Genomic DNA, 22,455 nt, shown 5'->3' with positions numbered 1-22,455 from the left:
AATGGCACTGTGTCCCGGCCGGTTGGAACGGGTCCAGGGGTACGCGACGCGACGGAGGGAATGGCGTGATGGTGAGTCGAGACGCGGCGATCGGCATCGCGGTCGTGGAGCTCGGACTGGTGTTGATGCCCGGGCCGAACATGATCTATCTCGTGTCGAGGTCGATGATCCAAGGACGGATGGCCGGCCTGGTCTCGCTGCTCGGCGTTGCGTGCGGCTTCCTGGTCTACCTCGCGGCCGCGACGGCCGGGCTGTCGGCCGTGTTCGTCGCCGTGCCCGGCGCTTACACGGTGCTGAAGCTCGTCGGCGCCGCGTACCTGCTCTACCTGGCGTGGCAGGCCATCCGCCCCGGCGGGCGCTCGGCCTTCGAGCCGGCCGCGCTGGCGCCGGACTCGAACCGGCGGCTGTTCGTCATGGGGCTGGTGACCAACCTGCTCAACCCCAAGATCGCCATCCTGTACGTGTCGCTGCTGCCGCAGTTCATCGACCATGAACGCGGCGCCGTTGCAGCGCAGAGCCTGGTGCTGGGCAGCATCCAGGTCGGAGTCGCGGTGACGGTGAACGGCGTCATCGTGCTCGTCGCGGGTGGTCTCGCGACCTTCTTGGTCGCGCGGCCATTGTGGCTTCGCGTTCAGCGGTACGTCATGGGCGGCGTACTCGGAGCGCTTGCCGTCCGGTTGGCGGTCGCTCGCCACTCGCCGGCGACGAGCTAGCGGGCTTCTCTGCCTCGGACCGCCGCGGCGATGTCGGCGGGTGAGCCTTGCCAGGGCGTGCCGTGCCCGGGCAGCACCCAGGAGGCCTGTATGCCTGCGAGCCGGTCGAGCGACTCGAGAGCGAGCTGCGGATCGTCGGTGAAGGGCGCGGGCTGCGGCCCGGCGGCGCCGGTGAGTACATGCCGCGTCGTCAGCGCGTCGCCGACGAAGACGGCGTCCACGGCGGGGACGTGGACGGCGACGCTGCCGGGGGAGTGGCCCGGCATTGCGATGATCGTGGGTGAGCCGGGAAGGTCCAGCGCGTCGCCATCGTGCATCTCGGTGACCTCGCGTACGTACCTCGTGCGGATGCCGTTCTTGCGGAGCGCATAGGCGAAGAACCCGACCGCTGCGCCTGCGCGCATCGGTGGTGTCGAGACCTTGGGTTTCTTGCCGGTGCGCGCTCGATCGGCGTCTGCGGCATGGACGAAGACCGGCACGTCGTACTCCCGGCGGAGCCGTTCGGCGAACCCGATGTGGTCACTGTCGCCGTGCGTGAGGACGAGGCCCCGGATGTCGGAGGGCGACTTCTCCAGCGATGCGAGTTCCTTCTGCAGGTCGCGCCAGAGACCGGGTAGCCCGGCGTCGATGAGCGTGATGCCGTCCGGGGTGTCGACGAGGTACGCGGCGACGATGTCGTTGCCGATGCGGTGGAGGTTCGGTGCGAGCTTCACGGAAGCGCCTTCGGTCTTGAGCAGTGGTACGATAGCTATCGTACGTAGCCATCATGGCTAATGTCAATAGCCGGAGGGTGGGTTCATGCCGACGCCGAATCGCACCTCGCTCGCGGAGATCGTCTCCGTCGGTCGAGACCTGCTCGAGGAGGGTGGGCCGACGTCGCTCACCATGCAGCGGGTCGCCGAGCGGGTCGGTGTCCGGGCGCCCTCGCTGTACAAGCGCGTACGCGATCGCGATGCCCTCCTCCGGGCCGTGGCCGCGGCAACCGCCGGGGACCTGACCGAACGCCTCGCTGCATCCGACGGCACGCTCGACTCGGTCGTTCGCGCGTACCGGGCGTTCGCCCACGAGCGGCCCGAGGGCTTCCGCCTGCTGCTCACGCCGCTCGCGCCCGGCGAGGCGTTGGATCGGGCAGCAGCGCCGGTCCTTTCGGCGACGCGCCGGCTCGTGGGCACCGATGCCTTGGAGGCGGCTCGGCTCGTGACGGCCTGGATGACCGGTTTCATCCAGATGGAGCTGACGGGCGCGTTCCGGATGGGCGGCGACGTGGATCGTGCGTTCGAGTACGGGCTCGAGCGCCTGCGGGCCGGGCTGGAGAGCCCGTGAGAAGGCGCGCGCAGCTCGTTGTTGCCCTGTCGTGACGGGGCACGCTTTCCTCGCTATGCTGGAATAATCGCGGCTAGATCGCCGATATGACCGGATGATATTCGTGAGGAGATGAGCATGACCGCAGAATCTGTAGTGGCCCCGCAGATGGTGTCCGCCCGGGTTGAGCCGAGCGAGGTGCGTGAGAGCCTGTCGCGGCACATGCTGACCGACGGCTTCCGGCTGGTGCTCGACCCGGTTGCGTCGCAGGGCTCGTGGCTCGTCGACGCTGTGAGCGGCGAGCGCTTCCTCGACCTGTACACGTTCTTCGCGTCCTCGCCGCTCGGCTGCAACCCCGCCGAGCTCGTCGAGGACCAGGAGTTCATGGCCGAGCTGGCCAAGATCGCCGCGAACAAGCCCGCCAACTCCGACATCTACAGCTCCGAGCTCGCGGAGTTCGTCGAGACGTTCGACCGCGTGCTCGGTGACCCGGCACTGCCGTACCTGTTCTTCGTCGAGGGCGGCGGCCTCGCGGTCGAGAACGCACTCAAGGTCGCCTTCGACTGGAAGAGCCGGCAGAACGAAACCGCCGGGCGCTCGCGTGACCTGGGCACCAAGGTGCTGCACCTGACGCGGGCGTTCCACGGTCGTACCGGCTACACGATGTCGCTGACCAACACCGACCCGAACAAGACCGACCGGTTCGCGAAGTTCGACTGGCCGCGCATCGACGTCCCGGCGATCACCTTCCCGCTCGACGAGCACCTGGCCGAGGTCGAGGCCGCGGAGGCCCATGCACTCGAGCAGGCGCGCGCCGCGTTCGAGGCGAACCCGCACGACATCGCCTGCTTCATCGCGGAGCCGATTCAGGGCGAGGGCGGCGACAACCACATGCGTGCCGAGTTCCTGCAGGCGATGCAGGCGCTCTGCCACGAGTACGACGCGCTGTTCATCGTCGACGAGGTGCAGACCGGCGCCGGCTTCACCGGGGCGCCATGGGCGTACCAGCAGCTCGGCCTCGAGCCGGACGTCGTCGCGTTCTCCAAGAAGGTGCAGGTCGGCGGCATCATGGCCGGCCGACGCGTCGACGATGTTGCAGACAACGTCTTCCACGTCTCGGGTCGGATCAACTCGACGTGGGGCGGTGGCCTGGTCGACATGGTCCGCGCCCGACGGCTTCTCGAGATCATCGAGCGCCACGACTACATGACCCGCGCGGGCGAGACCGGCGCATGGCTGGTTGAGCAGCTTCAGGAGCTCGCCGGCCGGCACTCGGCCGTGAGCAACGTACGCGGCCGTGGCCTGATGGTCGCGTTCGACCTGCCCGACGGCGATGCTCGGGCGGCGGTGCTCAGCGGACTCACCGAGCAGCACGTACTGGCGCTGCCGAGCGGCGAGCGGTCCGTACGCTTCCGCCCGGCGCTCTCGATCTCGCGCGATGAGCTGGGCGTTGCGCTCACTGCGCTCGACAAGGTGCTCGCGGGCTGACGAGCGCAGCCGAGCAGGGGGCGGCCGCGTCCGAACGATCAACGTTCGGACGCGGCCGCCCACTTTCTGCGTGGGTGCCGGTAGTCGGCGATGTACGCGAGCAGCTCGTCGGCGTCGCGTACCACGCCGAGAGCGTCCAAGAACGGGCCGCGGAGGTATCCGTGTTCGACCATGCGGCGGAGCTGGTCGAGCAGCGGTTCGTAGAAGCCGTCGACGTCGAGCAGCGAGGTCGGCTTCGTGTGCAGGCCGAGCTGGCCCCAGGTGAACACCTCGAACAGCTCCTCGAGCGTGCCCGCGCCGCCCGGCAGTGCAACGAACGCGTCGGCGAGGTCGGCCATGCGGGCCTTGCGTTCGTGCATCGTGTCGACGACCTCTATCCGCGTCAGCCGATCGTGTGCCACCTCCCAGTCGACGAGCTGCTGGGGGATCACTCCGGTGACGTCGCCACCCGCGTCGAGCGCGGCGTCGGCGAGCACTCCCATCAGGCCGACGTGCGCGCCTCCGTACACGACGCCGACGCCGGACTCGGCGAGTCGGGTGCCGAGAGCGGCCGCGGCGGCACGGTGGGGTTCGGGGCCGTCGGAGGATCCGGTGAAGATGGCGATGCGCACGAGTCCGTGTCTATCACCGCGACGAGGCGACGCGACCGCGGCGTACGTTCAGGCGGCGAGCAGCCAGCCGTTCTCCGCCGGCACCGGCACGGAATCGCCGTGGGCAGTGCGCAGGTGGTGGGTTGCCTCGTCGATCGCGGCGTGCCAGCCGTCGGCGGCGTTGGCGACGAGGCCGAGCGGCAGCGGGCACAACGAGCAGTGCCAGGTCCAGGCACCGGTCGCCTCTCGGCCGACGTAGCACGGCCGGTCGACGTGGAGCCGACGCGTCTGAGGGCGAGGTGAGGTTGGCTCCAGCTCGCGACCGACGATCGGGCGCGGCTGGTCGGTGGTGACGGTGCATTCGGTGCCGCGCATGGTGTCCTCCTCCGGGCTTCGCGTTCCAACGGGTACGACATTCGATATCTAGACGAGATCCGCGTCGCTGCGTTTGATACGTAGACGGACCCGAGAGTTCGAACTCATCGGTCGCCGGTGCGAAAAGTCGTACGGGGCAGAGATCGTTGTGCGCCGCTAGCGACCATCGCCGCCCGGGCGCGCCCGCGCGAACGGCCCGTCGAGCACAGCCCATTGGAGGAGCATGATCGTCTTGCCGTCGGTGATCCGTCCGTCGCGCGTCATCGCCAGCGCCTCGTCGACGGGCACCTCCAACACCTCGATGTCCTCGCCTTCCGCCTCCAACCCGCCGCCGGCGCCACGGTCCCTCGCCGAATAGGGGGCGGCGAAGAAGTGCAGGCGCTCGGTAACCGAGCCCGGGCTCATGTAGGCGTTGAACACGTGTTGCATCTCGCCGACGGCAACCCCGACCTCCTCGGACGCCTCTCGTCGGATCGCGGTCTCGGGGTCGTCGCTGTCGAGCAGGCCGGCCGCGGTCTCGATGAGCATTCCGTCGGCGTGGCCGTTTACGTACACCGAGAACCGGAACTGCTTGGCGAGTAGCACCATCCGGCGCTCAGGGTCGTACAGCAGGATCGTCGCCCCGTTGCCGCGGTCGTACGTCTCGCGTTCCTGGGTGACCCACTCGCCGCTGCGGCGCCGGTAGTCGAATGTCGTACGGCGCAGGACATGCCATCCGTCGGACGTCACCGCGACGTCTCGGACGACGACGTCGGGGTTTCGGTCGAGGTCGAGGCCGGCGCGGTGGAGACCCGTGCGGCCGCGAGAGTCCGGGATGTCCGCCCCGCGTACGCCGTCGCCCGTCGTCACCGGGCACCGATCGGAGCGCAACCGCCGGTCATTCGGGGTCGGTTCGTCGTCATGGCGGACAGCGTAGGCACAGCCATGCGGTCGACCGCGATCCGCGGTACGGTACCGACCGGGGCCGTCGGGTTCCACGATGCGGACGTTTCCTTTCGTATTGCTGGGCTCGATGAAGACCGTCTCGGGACCGAAGTGTGGCCCAGAGGAGACGAGATGTCCGAGGCAACCCAGCGTCCTGGCGGATCGGGGCCCGTCGAGGAGCTACCCAGCAAACACGTCCCGCCGGCGATGTACGCCGACCTACCCGAACCCCTCCCGATGAAGAAGGTGCTCGGTCCGAGCGTGCTGCTGCTCGCCGGCGCACTCGGTTCCGGTGAGTACGTGCTGTGGCCGTACATCACCTCGCAGGTCGGCCTCGTGCTGGTCTGGCTCGTTGTCCTGGGCATCGGGACGCAGTACTTCCTGAACATGGAGATCGAGCGCTACACGCTCGCGACCGGCGAGACGGCGGTCACCGGCTTCACCCGCCTGTGGAAGCACTGGGGTTGGTTGTTCATCGTGATGACCGTCATCCCGTGGGCATGGCCGGGATGGGCGACTGGCGGTACGACGACGTTGAGCTTCGTCCTTGGCTTCTCCGAAGACGCGATCCCGTACGTGACGATCGGCATCCTGATCCTGATCGGCGCGGTGTTGACGCTGTCTCCGGTCGTGTACCGGACTGTCGAGAAAATCCAGTTCTTCCTGGTCAGCCTGATCGTCATATTCGTCGTGTACGCGATGTTCGCGCTGATCGGCGGCGACGGCTATCTCGAGCTGGCCAAGGGATTCGGGGCCGTCGACGAGATCCCGGGTGGAGTCAGCGACATCGGGGCGGCGACGCTGCTCGGCGCGATCGCCTTCGCCGGGGCGGGTGGTGCGATGAACCTGACCCAGTCGAACTGGATACGAGACAAGGGACTCGGCATGGGCCAGCGCCTGCCGAAGGTGGTCTCGCCGTTGACCGGCGAGGAGGTCGCGGCGCCGACGACGGGCTACTTCTTCCCGCGTGACGCCGAGAACCTGCGGCGCTGGAACGGGTGGTGGAAGGTTGCCAACCGCGAGCAGGTCGTCACGTTCCTGCTGATCGGCGGTATCACGCTGCTCGTCTTCATGGCGGTGACGTACTCGACCCTCGGCGTCGGCGGTGACGCCGAGGACTTCGACTTCATCAAGCTGCAGGGCGATGTGCTCGGCAACGAGTACGGTGACTGGCTGTCGACGGCGTTCTGGCTGACCGGCACGATCGTGTTGTTCTCGACGAACCTCACGGTGCTGGACATGGTCGGTCGCGTCACGGCCGACGTGCTCAAGACCGGGCCGCTTCGCGACAGCACGCGGTGGAGCGAAAGCCGCATCTACCTGTCGATGGTCTGGCTCGAGATCGCCTTCGGGTCGATCATTCTGCTCTCGGGGATCGACCAGCCGCTGGTGCTACTTGTCATCGCATCGGCGCTGAACGGTCTGGTGATGTTCGTCTACTCGGTGCTGCTGATGGTGCTGAACCGTCGGGTGCTACCGCGCGAGATCGGGCTGAAGGGCGGCCGGTACGCGGCGATCGCGTGGGCGATCCTGTTCTACGGGTTCTTCTCGGTGATCCTGCTGATCGACCAGTACCAGACGCTGTTCTGAGAAAACGGCGACGGCCTCACGCCGCGATCCTGTCGGACAAATAGACATTTGTTAGGCCAGGGCATAACAAATGTCTATTTGTCTCGGCGGCGGCGGGTGGGTTGCGGTGATGTGTGGGCGCCCCCGGCAGGATTCGAACCTGCGCACCCGCCTCCGGAGGGCGGTGCTCTATCCCCTGAGCTACGGGGGCTCATCGGGCGTCCCGAAGCCTACCGTAATGCGCGCCGGCCACGTCCAACCGCACTACTGTTGTGCGCATGGCGGCCGAACGCACCGTGCTCGTCGTGGACGACACGGCGTCGATCCGGCTCTTGATCCGTACGAACCTCGAGCTCGAGGGGTTCCGGGTCGAGGAAGCGTCCGACGGGGTCGAGTGCCTCGAGCGGGTCGATGAGATCGCGCCCGACCTCATCACCGTCGACGTGGTGATGCCACAGTTGAACGGGTTCGACACCGTTCAGGCCCTTCGAGCGCGCGAGTCGACCGCGTACGTACCCATCGTGATGGTGACGACGCAGGCGCAGGCGACGGACATCCGACGAGGTCGTGCGGCGGGCGCGGACGCGTACGTCGTGAAGCCGTTCGACCCGGACCAGTTGGTCGACACGATCAGGTCGCTGCTCCTCTGAGCAGCAGGTCAGCATGGCGAGAGTGGACACTGCTGTGATGCGCGTTGATGGATGGACTCAGTCACCGGTGTACGCGCCCGCGGCGATGTCCTCGATGAGGGTGGGGCCGGTCGGAGACCACGACAGCAGGTCGCGAGTGGCCTCGCTGGAGCCGGTCAGGGTCTGGCTGAAGAAGTCGCCGACGATTCCGAAGTGATCTCCGACGTCGTCGGGATCGATCGAGGTGACCGGGAGGCCGAGGGCCGCGCCGATCGCCTCGGCGATCGCACGGGTAGGAATCGCCTGCTCGGCGACCGCGTGCATTCGGGTACCGCCGGGGGCGGACTCGAGTCCCAGCCGGATCAGGTGCGCAGCGTCGCTGACGTGCACGGCCGACCACTCGGTGGTGCCGTCGCCGACGTAGCCGGAGACGCCGCTGGCGCGGGCGGCGGCGACGAGGAAGGTCACGAAGCCCCAATCTCCGCGCCCGTGCACGCTGGGTGCGAAACGGACCGCGACGGCACGGATGCCGCGAGAGACCGCATCGAGCGTGAGGTTCTCGGATCCGCCGCGGTCGGAGCCCGGACCGACGGCGGGCGACGCGTCGGACTCGAGCGCGGCGCGCCCCTCGACCAGCCCCGACAGGCCGTTCGCGATCACGAACGGTTTCGCGGATCCGTCGAGGGCGTCCAGGACCGCCTCGACGGCGGCCCGCTCGGCACGGTCGGTGCCGACGGGGTCGGCCCAGTCGTGCTTGTTGGCGAGGTGCACGACCGCGTCGGCGCCGGCCGCCCCGCGGCGGAGTGATTCGAGGTCATCCAGGTCGCCCGGCAGCGCCTCTGCGCCCTTGGCCGCGAGCGTCGCCGCGGACTTCTCTGACCGGGCGAGCCCGGTCACCTCGTGACCGGATCGGAGCAGTTCATCGACCGTGGCCGATCCGATCCAGCCGGTGGAACCTGTTACGAAGACACGCATGCGCGCGATCTCCCTTCCGCCCTCTCGGGCTACGAGCGGGCACAGCCGCTATTACGAGTCATGGTGCTCAGAAACTGTAACACGATAACGGTGCACGGTGTCTAGAAAGTTCGACGAGCACTCGACGGACGGCGAGGGAGGCGCCGAGCGGTCAACGCCGCGAGGCGACCGCTCGCAGGAAGTCGTCGAGAAGGGGGCCGCGCCGGAGCTCGTCCGGGTCTCGCCCGCTGAGGATCCAGAAGAAGACCGGGCCGACGAGCTGTGCCGTCGCCCAGGTCATGGCGACTCGCCGTTCGGCCTCGGGGATCGCGCGGGCGATGACCGCCGCTGCGCTCTCGCCGAGCAGGTCGTTGTTGCCGAGCAGCTCACGTACGGCGTTGTCGTGCTGTGCCTCTCCGAGCAAGGCCCGGTAGGCCGCCCCCGCCGGCGAGGTCGTCAGGAAGACGATCAGCGCATCGAGATAGGCGGTGAGGTCCTCAACGGGGTCGTCGTGTTCGGGAACGTCCAGCTCCTGCCGGGCGTCGATGACGCTGGCCTCCAGCAGGATCTCGGCCTTGGTCGACCACCAGCGATAGACGGTCTGACGCGACACGCCGGCACGCTCCGCGATCCCCTTGAGGGTCACGGCGCCGTATCCGACCTCGACCACGAGATCGTCGACGGCGTGCAGGACGGCGGCGCGTGCCTGCTCGCTGCGCGGGCGGCCGACCTTGCCGTGCTCGCTCACCATTTCCGCCTCGTCCCTGCACGCCGTGTCTCGTTGGACCCTATATTGCGAGACACGACGCATATAGATATGCGCGAGTCCCGCATCCGCGAAGTTCCGTCGCGGTCTGGCGCCACCGGCTCGGCTGGGGCGATCGGCCGTCGGTACGCGAAGGCAAACCGGTGGCGCTACCCGTGGCCGCCGTGGATACCCTTGCCCGGTGACCCCCGAGCAGCTGTCCGACGTGATCGTCTCTGCCCTCACCACGCTCGTCGAGCGCGGAGACGTCGCGCTGCCCGACGGCGTTCCGACGCAGGTACGCGTGGAACGACCGAAGCAGCGCGAGCACGGTGACTACGCCACGAACGTCGCGCTGCAGCTTGCCAAGCGGGCCGGCCAGAACCCGCGCGAGTTCGCCCAGCTCCTCGCCGACGAGCTCGCGTCGGCCGACGGTGTCGCATCGGCAGAGATCGCCGGTCCCGGATTCCTGAACCTGCGGGTCGAGGCCGGCGCGCAGGGCGAGGTCGCGGCGCAGGTCGTCGCGGCCGGCGACGCGTACGGCACCAGCGACGCGCTGACCGGTACGTCGGTCAACCTCGAAGTTCATCTCTGCCAACCCCACGGGCCCGTTGCACATCGGCCATACGCGCTGGGCGGCAGTCGGCGACGCCCTGGCGCGCGTCCTGATCGCCGCCGGCGCGAAGGTCACCCGCGAGTTCTACACCAACGACCGCGGCACCCAGATGGACAGCTTCGGCGCGTCCCTGATGGCCGCGGCGCAGGGTGAGCCGACTCCGGACGACGGCTACCACGGCGCGTACGTCACCGAACTGGCGCAGACGATCGCCGACGCCGATCCTGCGATCACGTCCCTGCCGCGCGACGAGCAGCTCGTCGCGTTCCGCGAGGCGGGGTACGAGCATCAGCTCACCGAGCAGCGCGAGCAGCTCGACGCGTTTCGTACGCACTTCGACGTGTGGTTCTCCGAGCGCAGCCTGCACGACTCCGGCGCGGTCGAGCACGGGCTCGACGTGCTGAAGCAGCAGGGCCACGTCTTCGAGACCGACGGCGCAGTCTGGATGCGCACGACCGACTTCGGTGACGACAAGGACCGCGTGCTCATCAGGAGCAACGGCGACTACACCTACTTCGCGTCCGACACGGCGTACTACGTCAACAAGCGTGAGCGCGGGTTCGACCTGTGCATCTATCTGCTCGGTGCCGACCATCACGGGTACGTCGGGCGGCTGAAGGCGATGGCGGCGTGCGCGGGCGACCAACCCGACCGCAACCTCCAGGTCCTGATCGGACAGCTGGTCAAGATTCTCAAGGACGGCGAGGAGCTCAAGCTCTCCAAGCGGGCGGGCACCTTGGTCACGTTGCAGGAGCTCGTCGACCTGATCGGCGTCGACTCGCTGCGCTACTCGCTGACGCGCTACCCGACCGACTCGCCGCTGACCCTCGACGTCGACGAGATCACCCGGCAGGCCAGCGACAACCCGGTGTTCTACGTGCAGTACGCGCACGCCCGCCTGTCGTCGATCCTGCGCAACGCGACCGATCTCGGCCTCGCGGTCGATCCCGCGACACTCGACGCATCGCTGCTCTCGCACGAGCGCGAAGGCACCCTGCTGCGCGCCCTTGCCGAGTTCCCACGGGTGGTAGCGAAGGCCGCCGAGCTTCGCGAGCCGCATCGGGTCGCGCGCTACCTGGAAGAAACGGCGTCGACGTTCCACAAGTTCTATGACGAGTGCCGGGTGCTGCCGATGGGCGACGAGGACGCCACCGACCTTCATCGGGCACGGCTGATGCTCACTGCGGCGACGCGGATCGTTCTCCGCAACGGCCTCGACCTGCTCGGCGTCGACGCTCCCGAGCGGATGTGAGGCACGATGCGCGCACATGAGGCAGGCGCCCTGCACGGCCAGGCCGGTACGCGCGGGCCGGCGTGGCTCGATCAGCCGGACGACCCGAACGCCCTCGTACCGCAGCTCTGGCCGGCGACCGTCACGAAGGTCGACGGCGTACTCACCGCCGGTGGGGTGTCGGTGCTCGACATCGCCCGCGAGTACGGCACGCCGACGTACGTCGTGGACGAGCAGGACTTCCGCGATCGCGCCCGGGCATTCCGGGAGGCGTTCGTCGGCTGGGACGTCTACTACGCGGGCAAGGCCTTCCTATGCACGGCGACGGCCCGCTGGGTCGACGAGGAGGGCCTGAACCTCGACGTGTGTACGGCCGGCGAGCTCGCGGTGGCGCTGCGCGCCGGCGTACCGGCGAAGCGCATCGGCCTGCACGGCAACAACAAGTCGCGCCGCGAGCTCGTACGCGCGCTGGACGCCGGTGTCGGGCGGATCATCGTCGACTCGCACGCGGAGATCGACCGCATCGTCGAGGTCGCCACCGAGCTCGGGGTCACCGCCCGGGTGATGGTGCGGGTGACCGCGGGGGTCGAGGCGCACACCCATGAGTACATCGCCACCGCGCACGAGGACCAGAAGTTCGGCCTGTCGATCACCGACGGCCAAGCGCTCGACGCGGTACGCCGCATCCTGGACGAACCGAGCATGGCGCTCCTCGGCGTGCACTCCCACATCGGCTCGCAGATCTTCGACACCTCGGGCTTCGAGGTCGCGGCGCGCCGAGTCGTCGGGCTGCACGCGCAGATCATCAAGGAGTACGGGTACACGCCACCCGAGCTCGACCTCGGTGGCGGGTTCGGCATCGCGTACACCACCCAGGACGACCCGTCGACGCCGGCGCAACTGGCGGCGGGGATGCGCGAGATCGTCGCGTACGAGTGCGGCGCGCTCGGTGTCGCGATGCCGCGGCTTTCGATCGAGCCCGGGCGGGCGATCGCCGGCCCTTCGACGTTCACGCTCTACGAGGTGGGCACGGTCAAGCCGGTCGCGCTCGACGGCGGCGCCACGCGTACGTACGTCTCGGTCGACGGTGGCATGAGCGACAACATCCGCACCGCGTTGTACGACGCCGACTACTCCTGCACCCTCGCGTCGAGAGGTTCGGAGGTCGAACCGACGCTCACCCGCATCGTCGGCAAGCACTGCGAGGCGGGCGACATCATCGTCAAGGACGAGTTCCTGCCGGGCGACCTCGCGATCGCTGACCTGGTCGCGGTACCGGGCACCGGGGCGTACTGTCGCTCGATGGCGAGCAACTACAACCACGTGCCCAAGGCTGCGGTCGTCGCGGTGCGCGAGGGCGAGGTGCGCCTGATGCTTCGCCGCGAGACCGAGGACGAGATGCTCGCCCTCGACGTCGGCTACTGAGCTCAGGCTTCCCGCCGATAGGCTGTGCGGGTGACCTCCCCCATGAGCCGCCCGACGCTGCGGGTCGCTCTGCTCGGCTGCGGCAACGTCGGTTCCGACGTTGCGCGGATCATGCTCCGCGACGCCGACGAGCTGGAGCAACGCATCGGCGCCCGGCTCGAGCTCGCGGGCGTCGCAGTACGCCGGCTCGACCGTGATCGAGGCGTCGACCTCGACCCGGCGCTGGTGACGACGGACGCGGCAGCCCTCGTCACCCGCGACGACGTCGACATCGTGGTGGAGGTGATCGGCGGCATCGAGCCCGCGCGTGAGCTCATCCTGAGCGCACTCGCCAGCGGCAAGTCGGTCGTCACCGCGAACAAGGCGCTGCTCGCCGAGGACGGCGAGACGCTCGCCGATGCCGCGGCCGCTGCCGACCGCGACCTGTACTTCGAAGCCGCCGTCGCGGGTGCGATCCCGATCGTGCGGCCGCTACGAGACTCGCTCGCCGGCGACCACGTGCACCGCGTACTCGGCATCGTCAACGGCACCACGAACTACGTGCTCGACGCCATGACGACGACCGGCGCCGGATTCAGCGACGCGCTAGACAAGGCGCAGGAGCTCGGGTACGCCGAGGCCGACCCGACGGCGGACGTCGAGGGCTTCGACGCTGCCGCGAAGGCCGCGATCCTGGCCAGCCTCGCGTTCCACACCCGCGTCACCAGCGCGGACGTCTACCGCGAGGGCATCACCGAGGTGTCTGCGACAGACGTACGCGCCGCCGCCGAGATGGGCTGTGTCGTCAAGCTGCTCGCGATCTGTGAGCGTCTCGATACGCCAAGCGGGTCAGCGGTCTCGGCGCGCGTGCATCCGGTGATGATCCCCGACAGCCATCCGCTCGCGAGCGTGCGCGAGGCGTACAACGCCGTGTTCGTCGAGAGCGAGTCAGCGGGGCAGCTGATGTTCTACGGGCCCGGTGCGGGTGGTCCGCCGTCGGCGAGCGCGGTCATGGGCGACCTGATGGGCGTGGCCCGGCACCGCCTGCTGGGCGTACGCGGGCCAGCGGAGTCGATGCATGCGCGCGCCGAGGTGCTCGACATCGGCCGCGCTCGTACGCGGTTCCACATCTCGATCGACGTCGACGACAAGCCGGGCGTGCTCGCAACGGTCGCGCACGCCTTCGCCGAGCACGACGTATCGATCAAGACCGTTCGACAGGAAGGTCGCGGTGACGACGCGCAGCTCGTCGTCGTGACGCACGAGGCCGAGGACGCCTCGCTGTCGACGACAGTACGTGAGCTTCGCGACCTCGCCATGGTGCGCGACGTCTCGTCGGTGATGCGCGTCGAAGGCGGAGCGGCGAGGAGAGAGCGAGGAACGAGCGGCTCGACGAGCGCGACAATCCGAGGAGGCTCACGATGACGGTGACCGGTGATGCAAGAGTGCATCGGGCGCATCAGTGGCGTGGGGTGATCGAGGAGTACCGAGCGTGGCTTCCCGTGTCCGCGGACACGAAGCCGGTGACCCTGTGCGAGGGCGGCACCCCCCTCATCGAGGCGCAGTGGCTGTCAGAACGCACGCGCTGCGAGGTGCGCCTCAAGGTCGAGGGCGACAACCCGACCGGGTCGTTCAAGGACCGCGGCATGACGGTCGCGATCACCAAGGCGGCCGAGGCCGGAGCGCGTGCGGTCGTGTGCGCCTCGACGGGCAATACGTCGGCGTCGATGGCGGCGTACGCCGTCCGGGCCCGTCTGAACCCGATCGTGCTGGTGCCGCACGGTCGCATCGCCGCGGGCAAGATGGCGCAGGCGCTGATGCATGGAGCGCAGGTCATCCAGGTACGCGGCGGCTTCGACGACTGCCTGGCGATCGCCCGAGGGCTGTCCGACGACTACCCCGTCGCCCTCGTCAACTCGGTCAACCGGGTGCGGCTGCAGGGCCAGAAGACGGCGGCGTTCGAGATCGTGGACGCCATCGGCGACGCCCCCGACGTCCACGTGATGCCGGTCGGCAACGCGGGCAACATCTCGGCGTACTGGCTGGGATACACCGAGTACGCCCGGGCGGGCGCGGCCTCGCACTCGCCACGACTGTGGGGTTTCCAGGCCGAGGGGGCCGCGCCGATCGTGCGCGGCGCTCCCGTACCCGATCCGGAGACGATCGCTTCGGCGATCCGGGTCGGCAACCCGGCCTCGTGGGACCTCGCCGTGAACGCCCGTGACGAGTCGAGCGGACGCATCGACGCCGTCACCGACGAGCAGATCATGCAGGCGCAACGCGACCTCGCATCGCACGAGGGCGTCTTCGTCGAGCCGGGCTCGGCGGCGGGTGTCGCCGGCCTGGTCGCCGCGGCCGACGGCGGCGAGCTCGATCCGGGACAATCGGTTGTCGTGACCGTAACCGGTCATGGCCTCAAGGACATCGATACCGCGCTCACCGGCCGCGGGCCGGTCGTCGATGACGTCGTCGACGCCGACGTACGCGCGGCGGCAAGGGCGGCTGGACTGACATGAGCCCGCGGTTCCTGTCCCGTCCCGTCACGATCGCGTCCCCTGCGACGAGTGCGAACCTCGGGCCGGGGTACGACGCGATGGGTCTCGCACTCGCGTACGGCGACGAGATCACCGCGGAGGCGGCCGGAGCGGGGGTCCGGGTCGACGTCGAGGGCGTCGGAGCCGATCAGCTGCCGACGGACGAGACGCACCTGGTGGCCGCTTCGATGCTCGCGGCGTTCGACGCCATGGGCGGACGTCCGCCGGGCCTGCGGGTGCGCTGCGCAAACCGTATCCCGCATGCCCGAGGCATGGGCTCGTCGTCGGCCGCGATCGTGGGTGGCATCGTCGCGGCGCGCGAGCTCGTCGAAGGCGGCGCCCGGCTGCTGCCCGACACCGAGGCGCTGTCGCTTGCGGCGCGGATCGAGGGGCATCCCGACAACGTTGCCGCGGCCCTGCTGGGCGGGTTGACGATCGCGTGGGTCGACCTCGATGTCGTCGAGGCCGTGCACATCCCCGTCGAGGCGTCGGTCGTGGTGTTCGTGCCGCCGTACGAGGTGTCGACCGACGAGGCACGCGCGCTGCTGCCCGGCGACGTTCCCCACGCCGACGCGGCGCGCAACGCGGGACGTGCGGCGTTGCTCGTCACGGCGCTCGGCGGCAGGCGCGAGCTGCTCCTCGCCGCGACTCAGGACGACCTGCACCAGGCGTACCGCTCGCCGGCGATGGCGGAGTCCTTCGAGTTCATGTCCGAGCTTCGACAGAACGGTGTTCCTGCGGTCATCTCCGGTGCCGGGCCGACCGTTCTGACCTTCTCGGGAGATGCCGCGGACACCGACGCCCTGATGGCCAGAAGCCCCACGGGTTGGACGGCCCGAGCGCTGGAAGCGACCAACGTCGGTGCGCGTCGAATCCACGCCTGATTTCGACGGCGAGTCGTTACCCCCTCTGGGAACATCGCGGCCGCCTCGAGTGTTAGAGTCTTCGTCAGTGGTCCGAATCCGGACCGGGGCAGAAATCCATGTCCCCAACCGTTTCGGCCACCTATCTCCCACCACGTTGTGAGGGTTTCCCGGGCGCTCTGGCATGATCTTGGGCTGCCGGTGCCGCGGTGCGGCTCGTATGACGTGCGGAGAATCCACCGATTTCGCAAACCTCGTCTGCCAGATGCGGGCGAGTCCGCGTACACGGATATACCGGTATGCGTCCAGGACTCGGGACCGGTCAGCGAACCCGCTCCCGACCGAACGTGGGAAGGACCTCACGTGTCAGAAACAGAAACTTTCACCCCGGCCGCTGGTGATTCCGGTGCCGAGGCCGCAGAAGCGGCTTCGTCGGCACCTCGCCGTCGTGGCGGAGGGGGACTCAACGGCAAGGTGATCGCCGAGCTGCAGCAGATCGCGAGCGGGCTTGGCATCAAGGGCACCGGTCGGATGCGCAAGGGCGCGCTGATCGAGGCCATCCAGGCCGCGCAGGGCGGATCCGGCCAGACCGTCGCAGCGGCCGCCTCCAAGCCCGCGACGGGTGAGGAGCCGGCGACGCTTCCGATCGAGTCCGCGCCCGCCGAACCGGCGCGCAGCGAGGCGATCGTCCAGCAGCAGGCGCCCGCCGCCCGTGCCGACGACGAGCGGGCCGATCAGACGCAGGACACGCCGCGCGACGACAAGAAGCGCGACGCCAAGCACGGCGATCAGAAGCGTGACGACCAGAAGCGCGACGCCAAGCACGGCGACCAGAAGCGTGACGACCAGCAGCGCGGCGACCAGAAGCGTGACGATCAGCAGCGCGGTGACCAGAAGCGCGGCGATCAGAAGCGTGACGATCAGCAGCGCGGTGACCAGAAGCGCGGCGATCAGAAGCGCGGCGATCAGCAGCGTGACGATCAGCAGCGTGACGATCAGCAGCGTGACGACCAGAAGCGCGGCGATCAGCAGCGCGACGACCAGCAGCGCGGCGATCGCGACGACCGCAACGAGAGCGGCGGGCGTCGTCGGCGGAGCCGCAACCGCAACCGCAACCGCGATCGCCGCGGTCCCGAGGCCGAGCCGGCCGTCGGCGAGGACGACGTCCTCATCCCGGCCGCGGGCATCCTCGACGTTCTCGACAACTACGCCTTCGTACGCACCAGCGGCTACCTGCCCGGTCCGAACGACGTGTACGTGTCGCTGTCGATGGTCCGCAAGTGGGGCCTGCGCAAGGGCGACGCGATCGTCGGCCAGGTGCGCCAGACCCGTGAAGGCGAGCGCAAGGAGAAGTTCAACCCGCTCGTCCGCATCGAGTCGATCAACGGCATGGAGGTCGAGGAGGCGAAGAAGCGCGTCGACTTCTCCAAGCTCACGCCGCTGTACGCCTCCGAGCGACTCCGGCTCGAGACCGATGCCACGGCGTACACGACGCGGATCATCGACATCGTCGCGCCGATCGGCAAGGGGCAGCGCGGCCTGATCGTGTCGCCGCCGAAGGCCGGCAAGACGATGATCATGCAGGCGGTCGCGAACGCGATCACCACCAACAACCCCGAGTGCCACCTGATGGTCGTGCTGGTCGACGAGCGGCCCGAAGAGGTCACCGACATGCAGCGCACGGTCAACGGCGAGGTCATCGCGTCGACGTTCGACCGGCCGGCCGACGACCACACGACGGTCGCGGAGCTCGCCATCGAGCGGGCCAAGCGGCTCGTCGAGCTCGGCCACGACGTGGTCGTCCTCCTCGACTCGATCACCCGCCTCGGGCGCGCGTACAACCTCGCGGCTCCGGCGAGCGGGCGCATCCTGTCCGGTGGTGTCGACTCGTCGGCGCTCTACCCGCCGAAGCGCTTCTTCGGCGCTGCCCGCAACATCGAGGATGGCGGCTCGCTGACGATTCTGGCGTCGGCGCTCGTCGAGACCGGGTCCAAGATGGACGAGGTCATCTTCGAGGAGTTCAAGGGCACGGGCAACATGGAGCTCCGGCTGAGGCGCGAGTTCGCCGACAAGCGGATCTTCCCGGCCATCGACGTCGATGCGTCGGGTACGCGTCGCGAAGAGCTGCTGATGAGCAAGGAGGAGCTGGCCGTCGTCTGGAAGCTCCGCCGCGTCCTCTCCGGCCTCGACGGGCAGCAGGCGCTCGAGCTGATGCTGGAGAAGCTCAAGAGCACCAAGAGCAACGTCGAGTTCCTGATGCAGGTCAACAAGACGACTCCGGTCGCCAGCGGTCGCCGCAGCAACAACGGCGACGACTAGCAGAGCACCGACGCCGCCGACAGTCCCGTGCTGTCGGCGGCGTCGTCTACTTTGGTGGCCGTGACCGATCCGCGCGTTCCCACGCCACCACGCCTGCCCGACGAGCTGCCGGTGGCGGCCGAGCCGATCCGGTCCGACGCGACGGTCAGCGGTCTGGCGTACGCCGATCTCGACCTGAGCGGTGCGGCCTTCGAGCTCACCGAAGTCGATGAATGCCGGTTCGCGGCGAGTCGCTGGGCCGCATCGACCTGGCGCAGATGTGTGATCGGTGATGCCGTCGTCGACGAGTGCGACCTCGGCAATGTCGCGATGACCGACTGCGGGTGGCAGCGGGTCGCGGTGGCCCGGAGCCGGCTCACGGGCATCGACCTGTCCGGCTGCACCGTGCAGAACGTCCGGCTCACCGGCTGTGCCGTCGACCTGTCCAACTGGCGGTTCGCCACCCTTCGCAGGGTCGTCTTCGATGGCTGCAAGGTGACCGGCGGCGACTTCGCGTCCGCTTCTCTCACCGACGTACGCTTCGTCGACTGCAACCTCACCGGCGCCGACTTCCGCGAGGTCACTCTCGACCGGGTGCGGTTCGAGGCCTGCGTGCTCGACGGCATCGGCGGAGTGACCAGCCTGGCGGGTGCGACGATCGACCCGCTCGACCTGGTCGGCCTCGGCTACCAGCTCGCCTCGGCGCTCGGCATCGCCATCGCACCGGCCGGGGCGCACATACCGGAGTAGAATTCATCACATGATGAGCAACTCCGTCCGAGCCGACGCCGTGATGTCCGGCCTGTTCTTCCTCGCCGCCCCGGGTGTCACGGCCGGTCTCGTCCCGTGGTTGCTCACCGGCTGGGCGTACGACGGCCCGTTCGGCTGGGCGCAGGGAGCCGGCATCGCTCTCGCGGCGGCCGGACTCGCGCTCGTCGTCGCCGCGTTCGTCCAGTTCGTCATCGAGGGCCACGGCACGCCGGCCCCCACGGCGCCGACCGAGCTCCTCGTCGTCGGCGGCCTCTACCGCTGGGTCCGCAATCCGATGTACGTCGCCGTTGCCGCGATGATCGGCGGCCAGGCACTGTTCTTCGAGGACCGTGGCGTTGCGATCTGGCTGGTGGTGTTCTGCGCGGCCGTGTGGACGTTCACGGTCGCGTACGAGCAGCCGACGCTGCGCCGCCGGTACGGCGCGCAGTACGCCACGTACTGTGAGAACGTACCCGGCTGGTACCCCCGACTTACCCCGTGGCAACCCGAGGAGAGCAGATGACGACGGCGTACGACTTCGAGGCGACCGACATCGACGGCGCACAACGTACGCTCGCGGACTATCGCGGCAAGGTGCTCCTGGTCGTCAACACCGCGTCCAAGTGCGGCTTCACGCCGCAGTACGAGGGTCTCGAGGAGCTGTACCGCACGTACGCCGAGCGCGGTCTCGTCGTGCTCGGCTTTCCGTGCAACCAGTTCAACCACCAGGAGCCCGGCGGCGAGGACGAGATCGCGGCCTTCTGCTCGACGACGTACGGCGTGACGTTCCGATGTTCGCGAAGATCGACGTCAACGGCGACGACGCGCATCCGCTGTACCGCTGGCTGAAGGGCGAGCAGGGCGGTGTGCTCGGCGACCGGGTCAAGTGGAACTTCACGAAGTTCCTCGTCGACCGCGCCGGCTTCGTCGTGAAGCGGTACGCGCCGGCCACGAAGCCGGACAAGATCGCCGCCGACGTCGAGGCGCTGCTGTAGCGGAATATCCACCCCTCGATTGGCGTTGACTTTGGTGTCAGTGAGAGACTGGCGGACGGTCCTGGTTCACGGATTCCCGACCCAGGGCACCACGTCTGAGAGGAAACCCCATGAAGCGCGACATCCACCCTGCGTATGTGCTGACCGAGGTCACGTGTACCTGCGGCAGCACCTTCACGACGCGCAGCACCAAGTCCGACGGCGTCATGCACGCCGATGTGTGCTCGCAGTGCCACCCGTTCTACACCGGTAAGCAGAAGATTCTGGACACCGGTGGCCGCGTCGCCCGCTTCGAGAAGCGGTACGCGAAGAAGTAGCTGCGTTACGGCGCCGACCCGGCGAGCCCCTCGCTCGCGGGTCGGCGCCGTCGTCATGTCCGGGTACGGCCGCTACGAGAGGTACGAGATGTTCGAGGCAGTCGAGTCGTTGGTGGCGGAGCAGGCGGATCTGGAGCGCCGGCTGGCCGAGCCCGACGTGCACGCGGATCCCGCGACGGCCAAGCGCCTCGGCCAGCGGTACTCGGAGGTCAGCTCGATCGTGCGGGCGTACCACGACTGGCAGCGCGCAGGTGACGACGCCGAGGCCGCCCGCGAGCTGAGCGCGGACGATGCGGCTTTCGCGGACGAGGCGGCGTCGCTCGAGACCGAGCGCGACGCGCTCGCCGAGCGGCTGCGGCGGATGCTCGTACCCAGAGATCCGGCCGACTCGTTGGGCACGATCCTCGAGATCAAGGCCGGCGAGGGCGGCGAGGAGTCGGCGCTGTTCGCCGGAGACCTGTATCGCATGTACACCCGCTACGCCGAGGTGCGCGGCTGGAAGGTCGAGGTGCTCGACTCGACCGAGTCGGACCTCGGCGGGTTCAAGTCGGTGACCCTCGCCGTGAAGGCCAAGGGCACGCCCGAGCCGGGCGAGGCGCCGTACGCGTTGCTGAAGTACGAAGGCGGCGTGCACCGGGTGCAGCGGGTGCCGGTCACCGAGTCGCAGGGACGCGTCCACACGTCAGCGGCGGGCGTTCTCGTACTTCCCGAGGCCGAGCAGATCGACGTCGAGATCAACGACAACGACCTGCGGATCGATGTGTTCCGGTCTTCCGGGCCGGGCGGCCAGAGCGTCAACACCACCGACTCGGCCGTACGCATCACGCACCTGCCGACCGGCATCGTAGTGAGCTGTCAGAACGAGAAGAGCCAGCTGCAGAACAAGGAGCAGGCGCTGCGTATCCTGCGGGCCCGGCTGCTCAGTGCGGCACAGGAGGCGGCCGACGCCGAGGCGTCCGACGCTCGTCGCTCGCAGGTGCGCACGGTTGACCGGTCCGAGCGCATCCGTACCTACAACTTCCCGGAGAACCGCATCTCCGACCATCGCGTGGGCTTCAAGGCATACAACCTGGACCAGGTGATGAACGGCGCGCTCGACGACGTGATCGCCGCGTGCGTCGATGCCGATATGCACGCCCGGCTGTCGGCGGTCGAGGCCGGCGCGACGGACGCGTCCTGATGCGCGTCGCCGACCTGCTCGCGTCGGCGACGCAGCGCCTCGCCGATGCCGGCGTGCCGTCACCGGACGTCGATGCGGAGCTGCTGCTCGAGCACGTCCTCGACGTCCCCCGATCCGCACTTCGTCGGGGACGCGACCCGTCGCCCGAGCAGGCGGCGGCGTACGACGACCTCGTCTGCCGGCGGGCGACGCGCGAGCCGTTGCAGCACCTGACCGGGGTCGCGCACTTCAGGCACGTCGAGCTGGCGGTCGGACCCGGCGTGTTCGTGCCCCGCCCCGAAACCGAGTGCGTGGCGGGCTGGGCGATCGAGGCAGCGGAGCGTTCTGTGCCGGAGCCGGTTGTCGTTGACCTCTGCACCGGCTCGGGAGCAATCGCCGCCGCCGTGGCGGATGAGCTCCCGGCCGCGCACGTGCACGCCGTCGAGGTCGACCCGGACGCCGTCGCGTACGCCGAGCGCAACCTCGCGGGGTCGGGCGTCGACCTGCGGCACGGCGACGTCGCGGACGCGTTCGCCGACCTCGACGACGGGGTCGACGTCGTCGTCGCGAACCCGCCGTACATCCCGTTGGAGGCGTACGAGAGCGTCGCCGCGGAGGCGCGCGACCACGATCCCGCGCTGGCCCTGTGGTCGGGCGACGACGGCCTCGACGCGATCCGGGTGATCGAGCGGGTCGCGTACCGGCTGCTCCGACCCGGCGGCGTCGTCGGCGTCGAGCACGCCGACGTGCAAGGTGAGTCGGCGCCGGGTGTTTTCTCGGCGTCCGGCCGCTGGGCGGACGTACGCGACAACGCCGATCTGGCGGGGAAGCCGCGCTACCTCACCGCGCGCCGGACGTGACCTCGCGGAAGAGTTTGGTGCGGATTGCGCCATGCGTGGACCGTCCAGTGGTGCAATTCGCACCAAACTCCCGGGTGGGTGCACGTTCAGGCATGGCTCGGGGTGCGCGAACGTCCACGCGCCCGCGTGGCACGATAGA

Annotated in this window: 22 protein-coding genes, 1 tRNA gene and 2 pseudogenes; 18 read left to right on the top strand and 7 right to left on the bottom strand. The window is 68.9% G+C overall.

The window, feature by feature from the left end; translation table 11 throughout:
• Window positions 1–68: 68 nt before the first annotated feature.
• Window positions 69–713: a LysE family translocator gene (locus tag L0C25_RS02765; protein ID WP_271634852.1), complete on the top strand. Its 645-nt coding sequence runs from the start codon at window positions 69–71 to the stop codon at window positions 711–713.
• Here the strand turns inward: L0C25_RS02765 and L0C25_RS02760 are convergent.
• Window positions 710–1,426, bottom strand: a complete 717-nt coding sequence (locus L0C25_RS02760; RefSeq protein ID WP_271634851.1) for an MBL fold metallo-hydrolase — start codon at window positions 1,424–1,426, stop codon at window positions 710–712. The genes L0C25_RS02765 and L0C25_RS02760 overlap by 4 nt on opposite strands.
• Window positions 1,427–1,511: 85 nt before the next feature.
• On the opposite strand from L0C25_RS02760, the gene L0C25_RS02755 reads away from it, so the two are divergent.
• Both L0C25_RS02755 and lat read left to right on the top strand, forming a co-directional pair.
• Window positions 1,512–2,036 carry a TetR/AcrR family transcriptional regulator gene (locus tag L0C25_RS02755; protein WP_271634850.1) on the top strand — a complete coding sequence of 175 codons (525 nt, stop codon included), beginning with the start codon at window positions 1,512–1,514 and terminating at the stop codon, window positions 2,034–2,036.
• A 117-nt stretch (window positions 2,037–2,153) separates the two neighbouring features.
• Window positions 2,154–3,503: an L-lysine 6-transaminase gene (lat, locus tag L0C25_RS02750; protein ID WP_271634849.1), complete on the top strand. Its 1,350-nt coding sequence runs from the start codon at window positions 2,154–2,156 to the stop codon at window positions 3,501–3,503.
• 38 nt (window positions 3,504–3,541) lie between these two features.
• Here the strand turns inward: lat and L0C25_RS02745 are convergent, their stop codons facing one another.
• From L0C25_RS02745 to L0C25_RS02735, 3 genes are all read right to left on the bottom strand, one after another.
• A complete protein-coding gene (locus L0C25_RS02745; protein ID WP_271634848.1) occupies window positions 3,542–4,114 on the bottom strand; it encodes an LOG family protein in 573 nt (190 codons plus the stop codon).
• Between the two features lie 48 nt (window positions 4,115–4,162).
• Entirely contained in the window at window positions 4,163–4,468 is a 306-nt protein-coding gene (locus L0C25_RS02740; protein WP_271634847.1) for a hypothetical protein, read from the bottom strand.
• 156 nt (window positions 4,469–4,624) lie between these two features.
• Window positions 4,625–5,317 (bottom strand): NUDIX domain-containing protein, encoded by a 693-nt coding sequence (locus tag L0C25_RS02735; RefSeq protein WP_271634846.1) that lies wholly within the window; start codon window positions 5,315–5,317, stop codon window positions 4,625–4,627.
• Between the two features lie 207 nt (window positions 5,318–5,524).
• On the opposite strand from L0C25_RS02735, the gene L0C25_RS02730 reads away from it, so the two are divergent.
• Window positions 5,525–6,982, top strand: a complete 1,458-nt coding sequence (locus L0C25_RS02730; protein WP_271634845.1) for an Nramp family divalent metal transporter — start codon at window positions 5,525–5,527, stop codon at window positions 6,980–6,982.
• Between the two features lie 118 nt (window positions 6,983–7,100).
• Here the strand turns inward: L0C25_RS02730 and L0C25_RS02725 are convergent.
• A tRNA-Arg gene (locus L0C25_RS02725) sits at window positions 7,101–7,172 on the bottom strand.
• 67 nt (window positions 7,173–7,239) lie between these two features.
• Here L0C25_RS02725 and L0C25_RS02720 point away from each other — a divergent pair.
• The gene (locus tag L0C25_RS02720; protein ID WP_271634844.1) at window positions 7,240–7,611 is read left to right on the top strand and encodes a response regulator; all 372 of its coding nucleotides are present in this window, start codon (window positions 7,240–7,242) and stop codon (window positions 7,609–7,611) included.
• A 57-nt stretch (window positions 7,612–7,668) separates the two neighbouring features.
• Here the strand turns inward: L0C25_RS02720 and L0C25_RS02715 are convergent, their stop codons facing one another.
• Together L0C25_RS02715 and L0C25_RS02710 are read right to left on the bottom strand one after the other, a co-directional pair.
• The gene (locus L0C25_RS02715) at window positions 7,669–8,565 is read right to left on the bottom strand and encodes an SDR family oxidoreductase (protein ID WP_271634843.1); all 897 of its coding nucleotides are present in this window, start codon (window positions 8,563–8,565) and stop codon (window positions 7,669–7,671) included.
• A gap of 151 nt (window positions 8,566–8,716) precedes the next feature.
• Window positions 8,717–9,295: a TetR/AcrR family transcriptional regulator gene (locus tag L0C25_RS02710; RefSeq protein WP_271634842.1), complete on the bottom strand. Its 579-nt coding sequence runs from the start codon at window positions 9,293–9,295 to the stop codon at window positions 8,717–8,719.
• Between the two features lie 196 nt (window positions 9,296–9,491).
• Between L0C25_RS02710 and L0C25_RS02705 the strand changes: the two are divergent.
• The 13 genes and pseudogenes from L0C25_RS02705 to prmC form a co-directional block, all read left to right on the top strand.
• Window positions 9,492–9,710, top strand: a pseudogene (locus tag L0C25_RS02705) (arginine--tRNA ligase); the annotation flags it as partial.
• Between the two features lie 190 nt (window positions 9,711–9,900).
• The gene (argS, locus tag L0C25_RS02700; protein ID WP_271634841.1) at window positions 9,901–11,157 is read left to right on the top strand and encodes an arginine--tRNA ligase; all 1,257 of its coding nucleotides are present in this window, start codon (window positions 9,901–9,903) and stop codon (window positions 11,155–11,157) included.
• 6 nt (window positions 11,158–11,163) lie between these two features.
• Window positions 11,164–12,561: a diaminopimelate decarboxylase gene (gene lysA, locus L0C25_RS02695; RefSeq protein WP_271634840.1), complete on the top strand. Its 1,398-nt coding sequence runs from the start codon at window positions 11,164–11,166 to the stop codon at window positions 12,559–12,561.
• Between the two features lie 42 nt (window positions 12,562–12,603).
• Window positions 12,604–13,965: a homoserine dehydrogenase gene (locus tag L0C25_RS02690; RefSeq protein WP_271636783.1), complete on the top strand. Its 1,362-nt coding sequence runs from the start codon at window positions 12,604–12,606 to the stop codon at window positions 13,963–13,965.
• On the top strand, window positions 13,962–15,056 hold the full coding sequence (thrC, locus tag L0C25_RS02685) for a threonine synthase (RefSeq protein ID WP_271634839.1): 1,095 nt from the start codon (window positions 13,962–13,964) through the stop codon (window positions 15,054–15,056). The genes L0C25_RS02690 and thrC overlap by 4 nt, the downstream gene beginning before the upstream one ends.
• Entirely contained in the window at window positions 15,053–15,958 is a 906-nt protein-coding gene (gene thrB, locus L0C25_RS02680) for a homoserine kinase (RefSeq protein ID WP_271634838.1), read from the top strand. Before thrC ends, thrB begins: the two co-directional genes overlap by 4 nt.
• Before the next feature lie 342 nt (window positions 15,959–16,300).
• The gene (gene rho / locus L0C25_RS02675; protein WP_408641663.1) at window positions 16,301–18,256 is read left to right on the top strand and encodes a transcription termination factor Rho; all 1,956 of its coding nucleotides are present in this window, start codon (window positions 16,301–16,303) and stop codon (window positions 18,254–18,256) included.
• 60 nt (window positions 18,257–18,316) lie between these two features.
• Complete coding sequence (locus L0C25_RS02670) at window positions 18,317–18,985, top strand: pentapeptide repeat-containing protein (RefSeq protein WP_271634837.1); 669 nt, start codon at window positions 18,317–18,319, stop codon at window positions 18,983–18,985.
• 10 nt (window positions 18,986–18,995) lie between these two features.
• Window positions 18,996–19,508: a methyltransferase family protein gene (locus L0C25_RS02665; RefSeq protein ID WP_271634836.1), complete on the top strand. Its 513-nt coding sequence runs from the start codon at window positions 18,996–18,998 to the stop codon at window positions 19,506–19,508.
• Window positions 19,505–19,980: pseudogene (locus L0C25_RS02660) on the top strand (glutathione peroxidase). Before L0C25_RS02665 ends, L0C25_RS02660 begins: the two are co-directional and overlap by 4 nt.
• Window positions 19,981–20,090: 110 nt before the next feature.
• The gene (gene rpmE, locus L0C25_RS02655; RefSeq protein ID WP_271634835.1) at window positions 20,091–20,297 is read left to right on the top strand and encodes a 50S ribosomal protein L31; all 207 of its coding nucleotides are present in this window, start codon (window positions 20,091–20,093) and stop codon (window positions 20,295–20,297) included.
• Window positions 20,298–20,385: 88 nt separating this feature from the next.
• Window positions 20,386–21,477 carry a peptide chain release factor 1 gene (gene prfA / locus L0C25_RS02650; RefSeq protein ID WP_271636781.1) on the top strand — a complete coding sequence of 364 codons (1,092 nt, stop codon included), beginning with the start codon at window positions 20,386–20,388 and terminating at the stop codon, window positions 21,475–21,477.
• Window positions 21,477–22,316, top strand: coding sequence for a peptide chain release factor N(5)-glutamine methyltransferase (gene prmC, locus L0C25_RS02645; protein ID WP_271634834.1), 840 nt, complete (start codon window positions 21,477–21,479; stop codon window positions 22,314–22,316). The genes prfA and prmC overlap by 1 nt, the downstream gene beginning before the upstream one ends.
• Window positions 22,317–22,455 lie beyond the last annotated feature (139 nt).

Source organism: Solicola gregarius, from assembly GCF_025790165.1.
Taxonomy (GTDB): domain Bacteria; phylum Actinomycetota; class Actinomycetes; order Propionibacteriales; family Nocardioidaceae; genus Solicola; species Solicola gregarius.
This window is presented reverse-complemented; position numbering and strand designations above follow the sequence as displayed.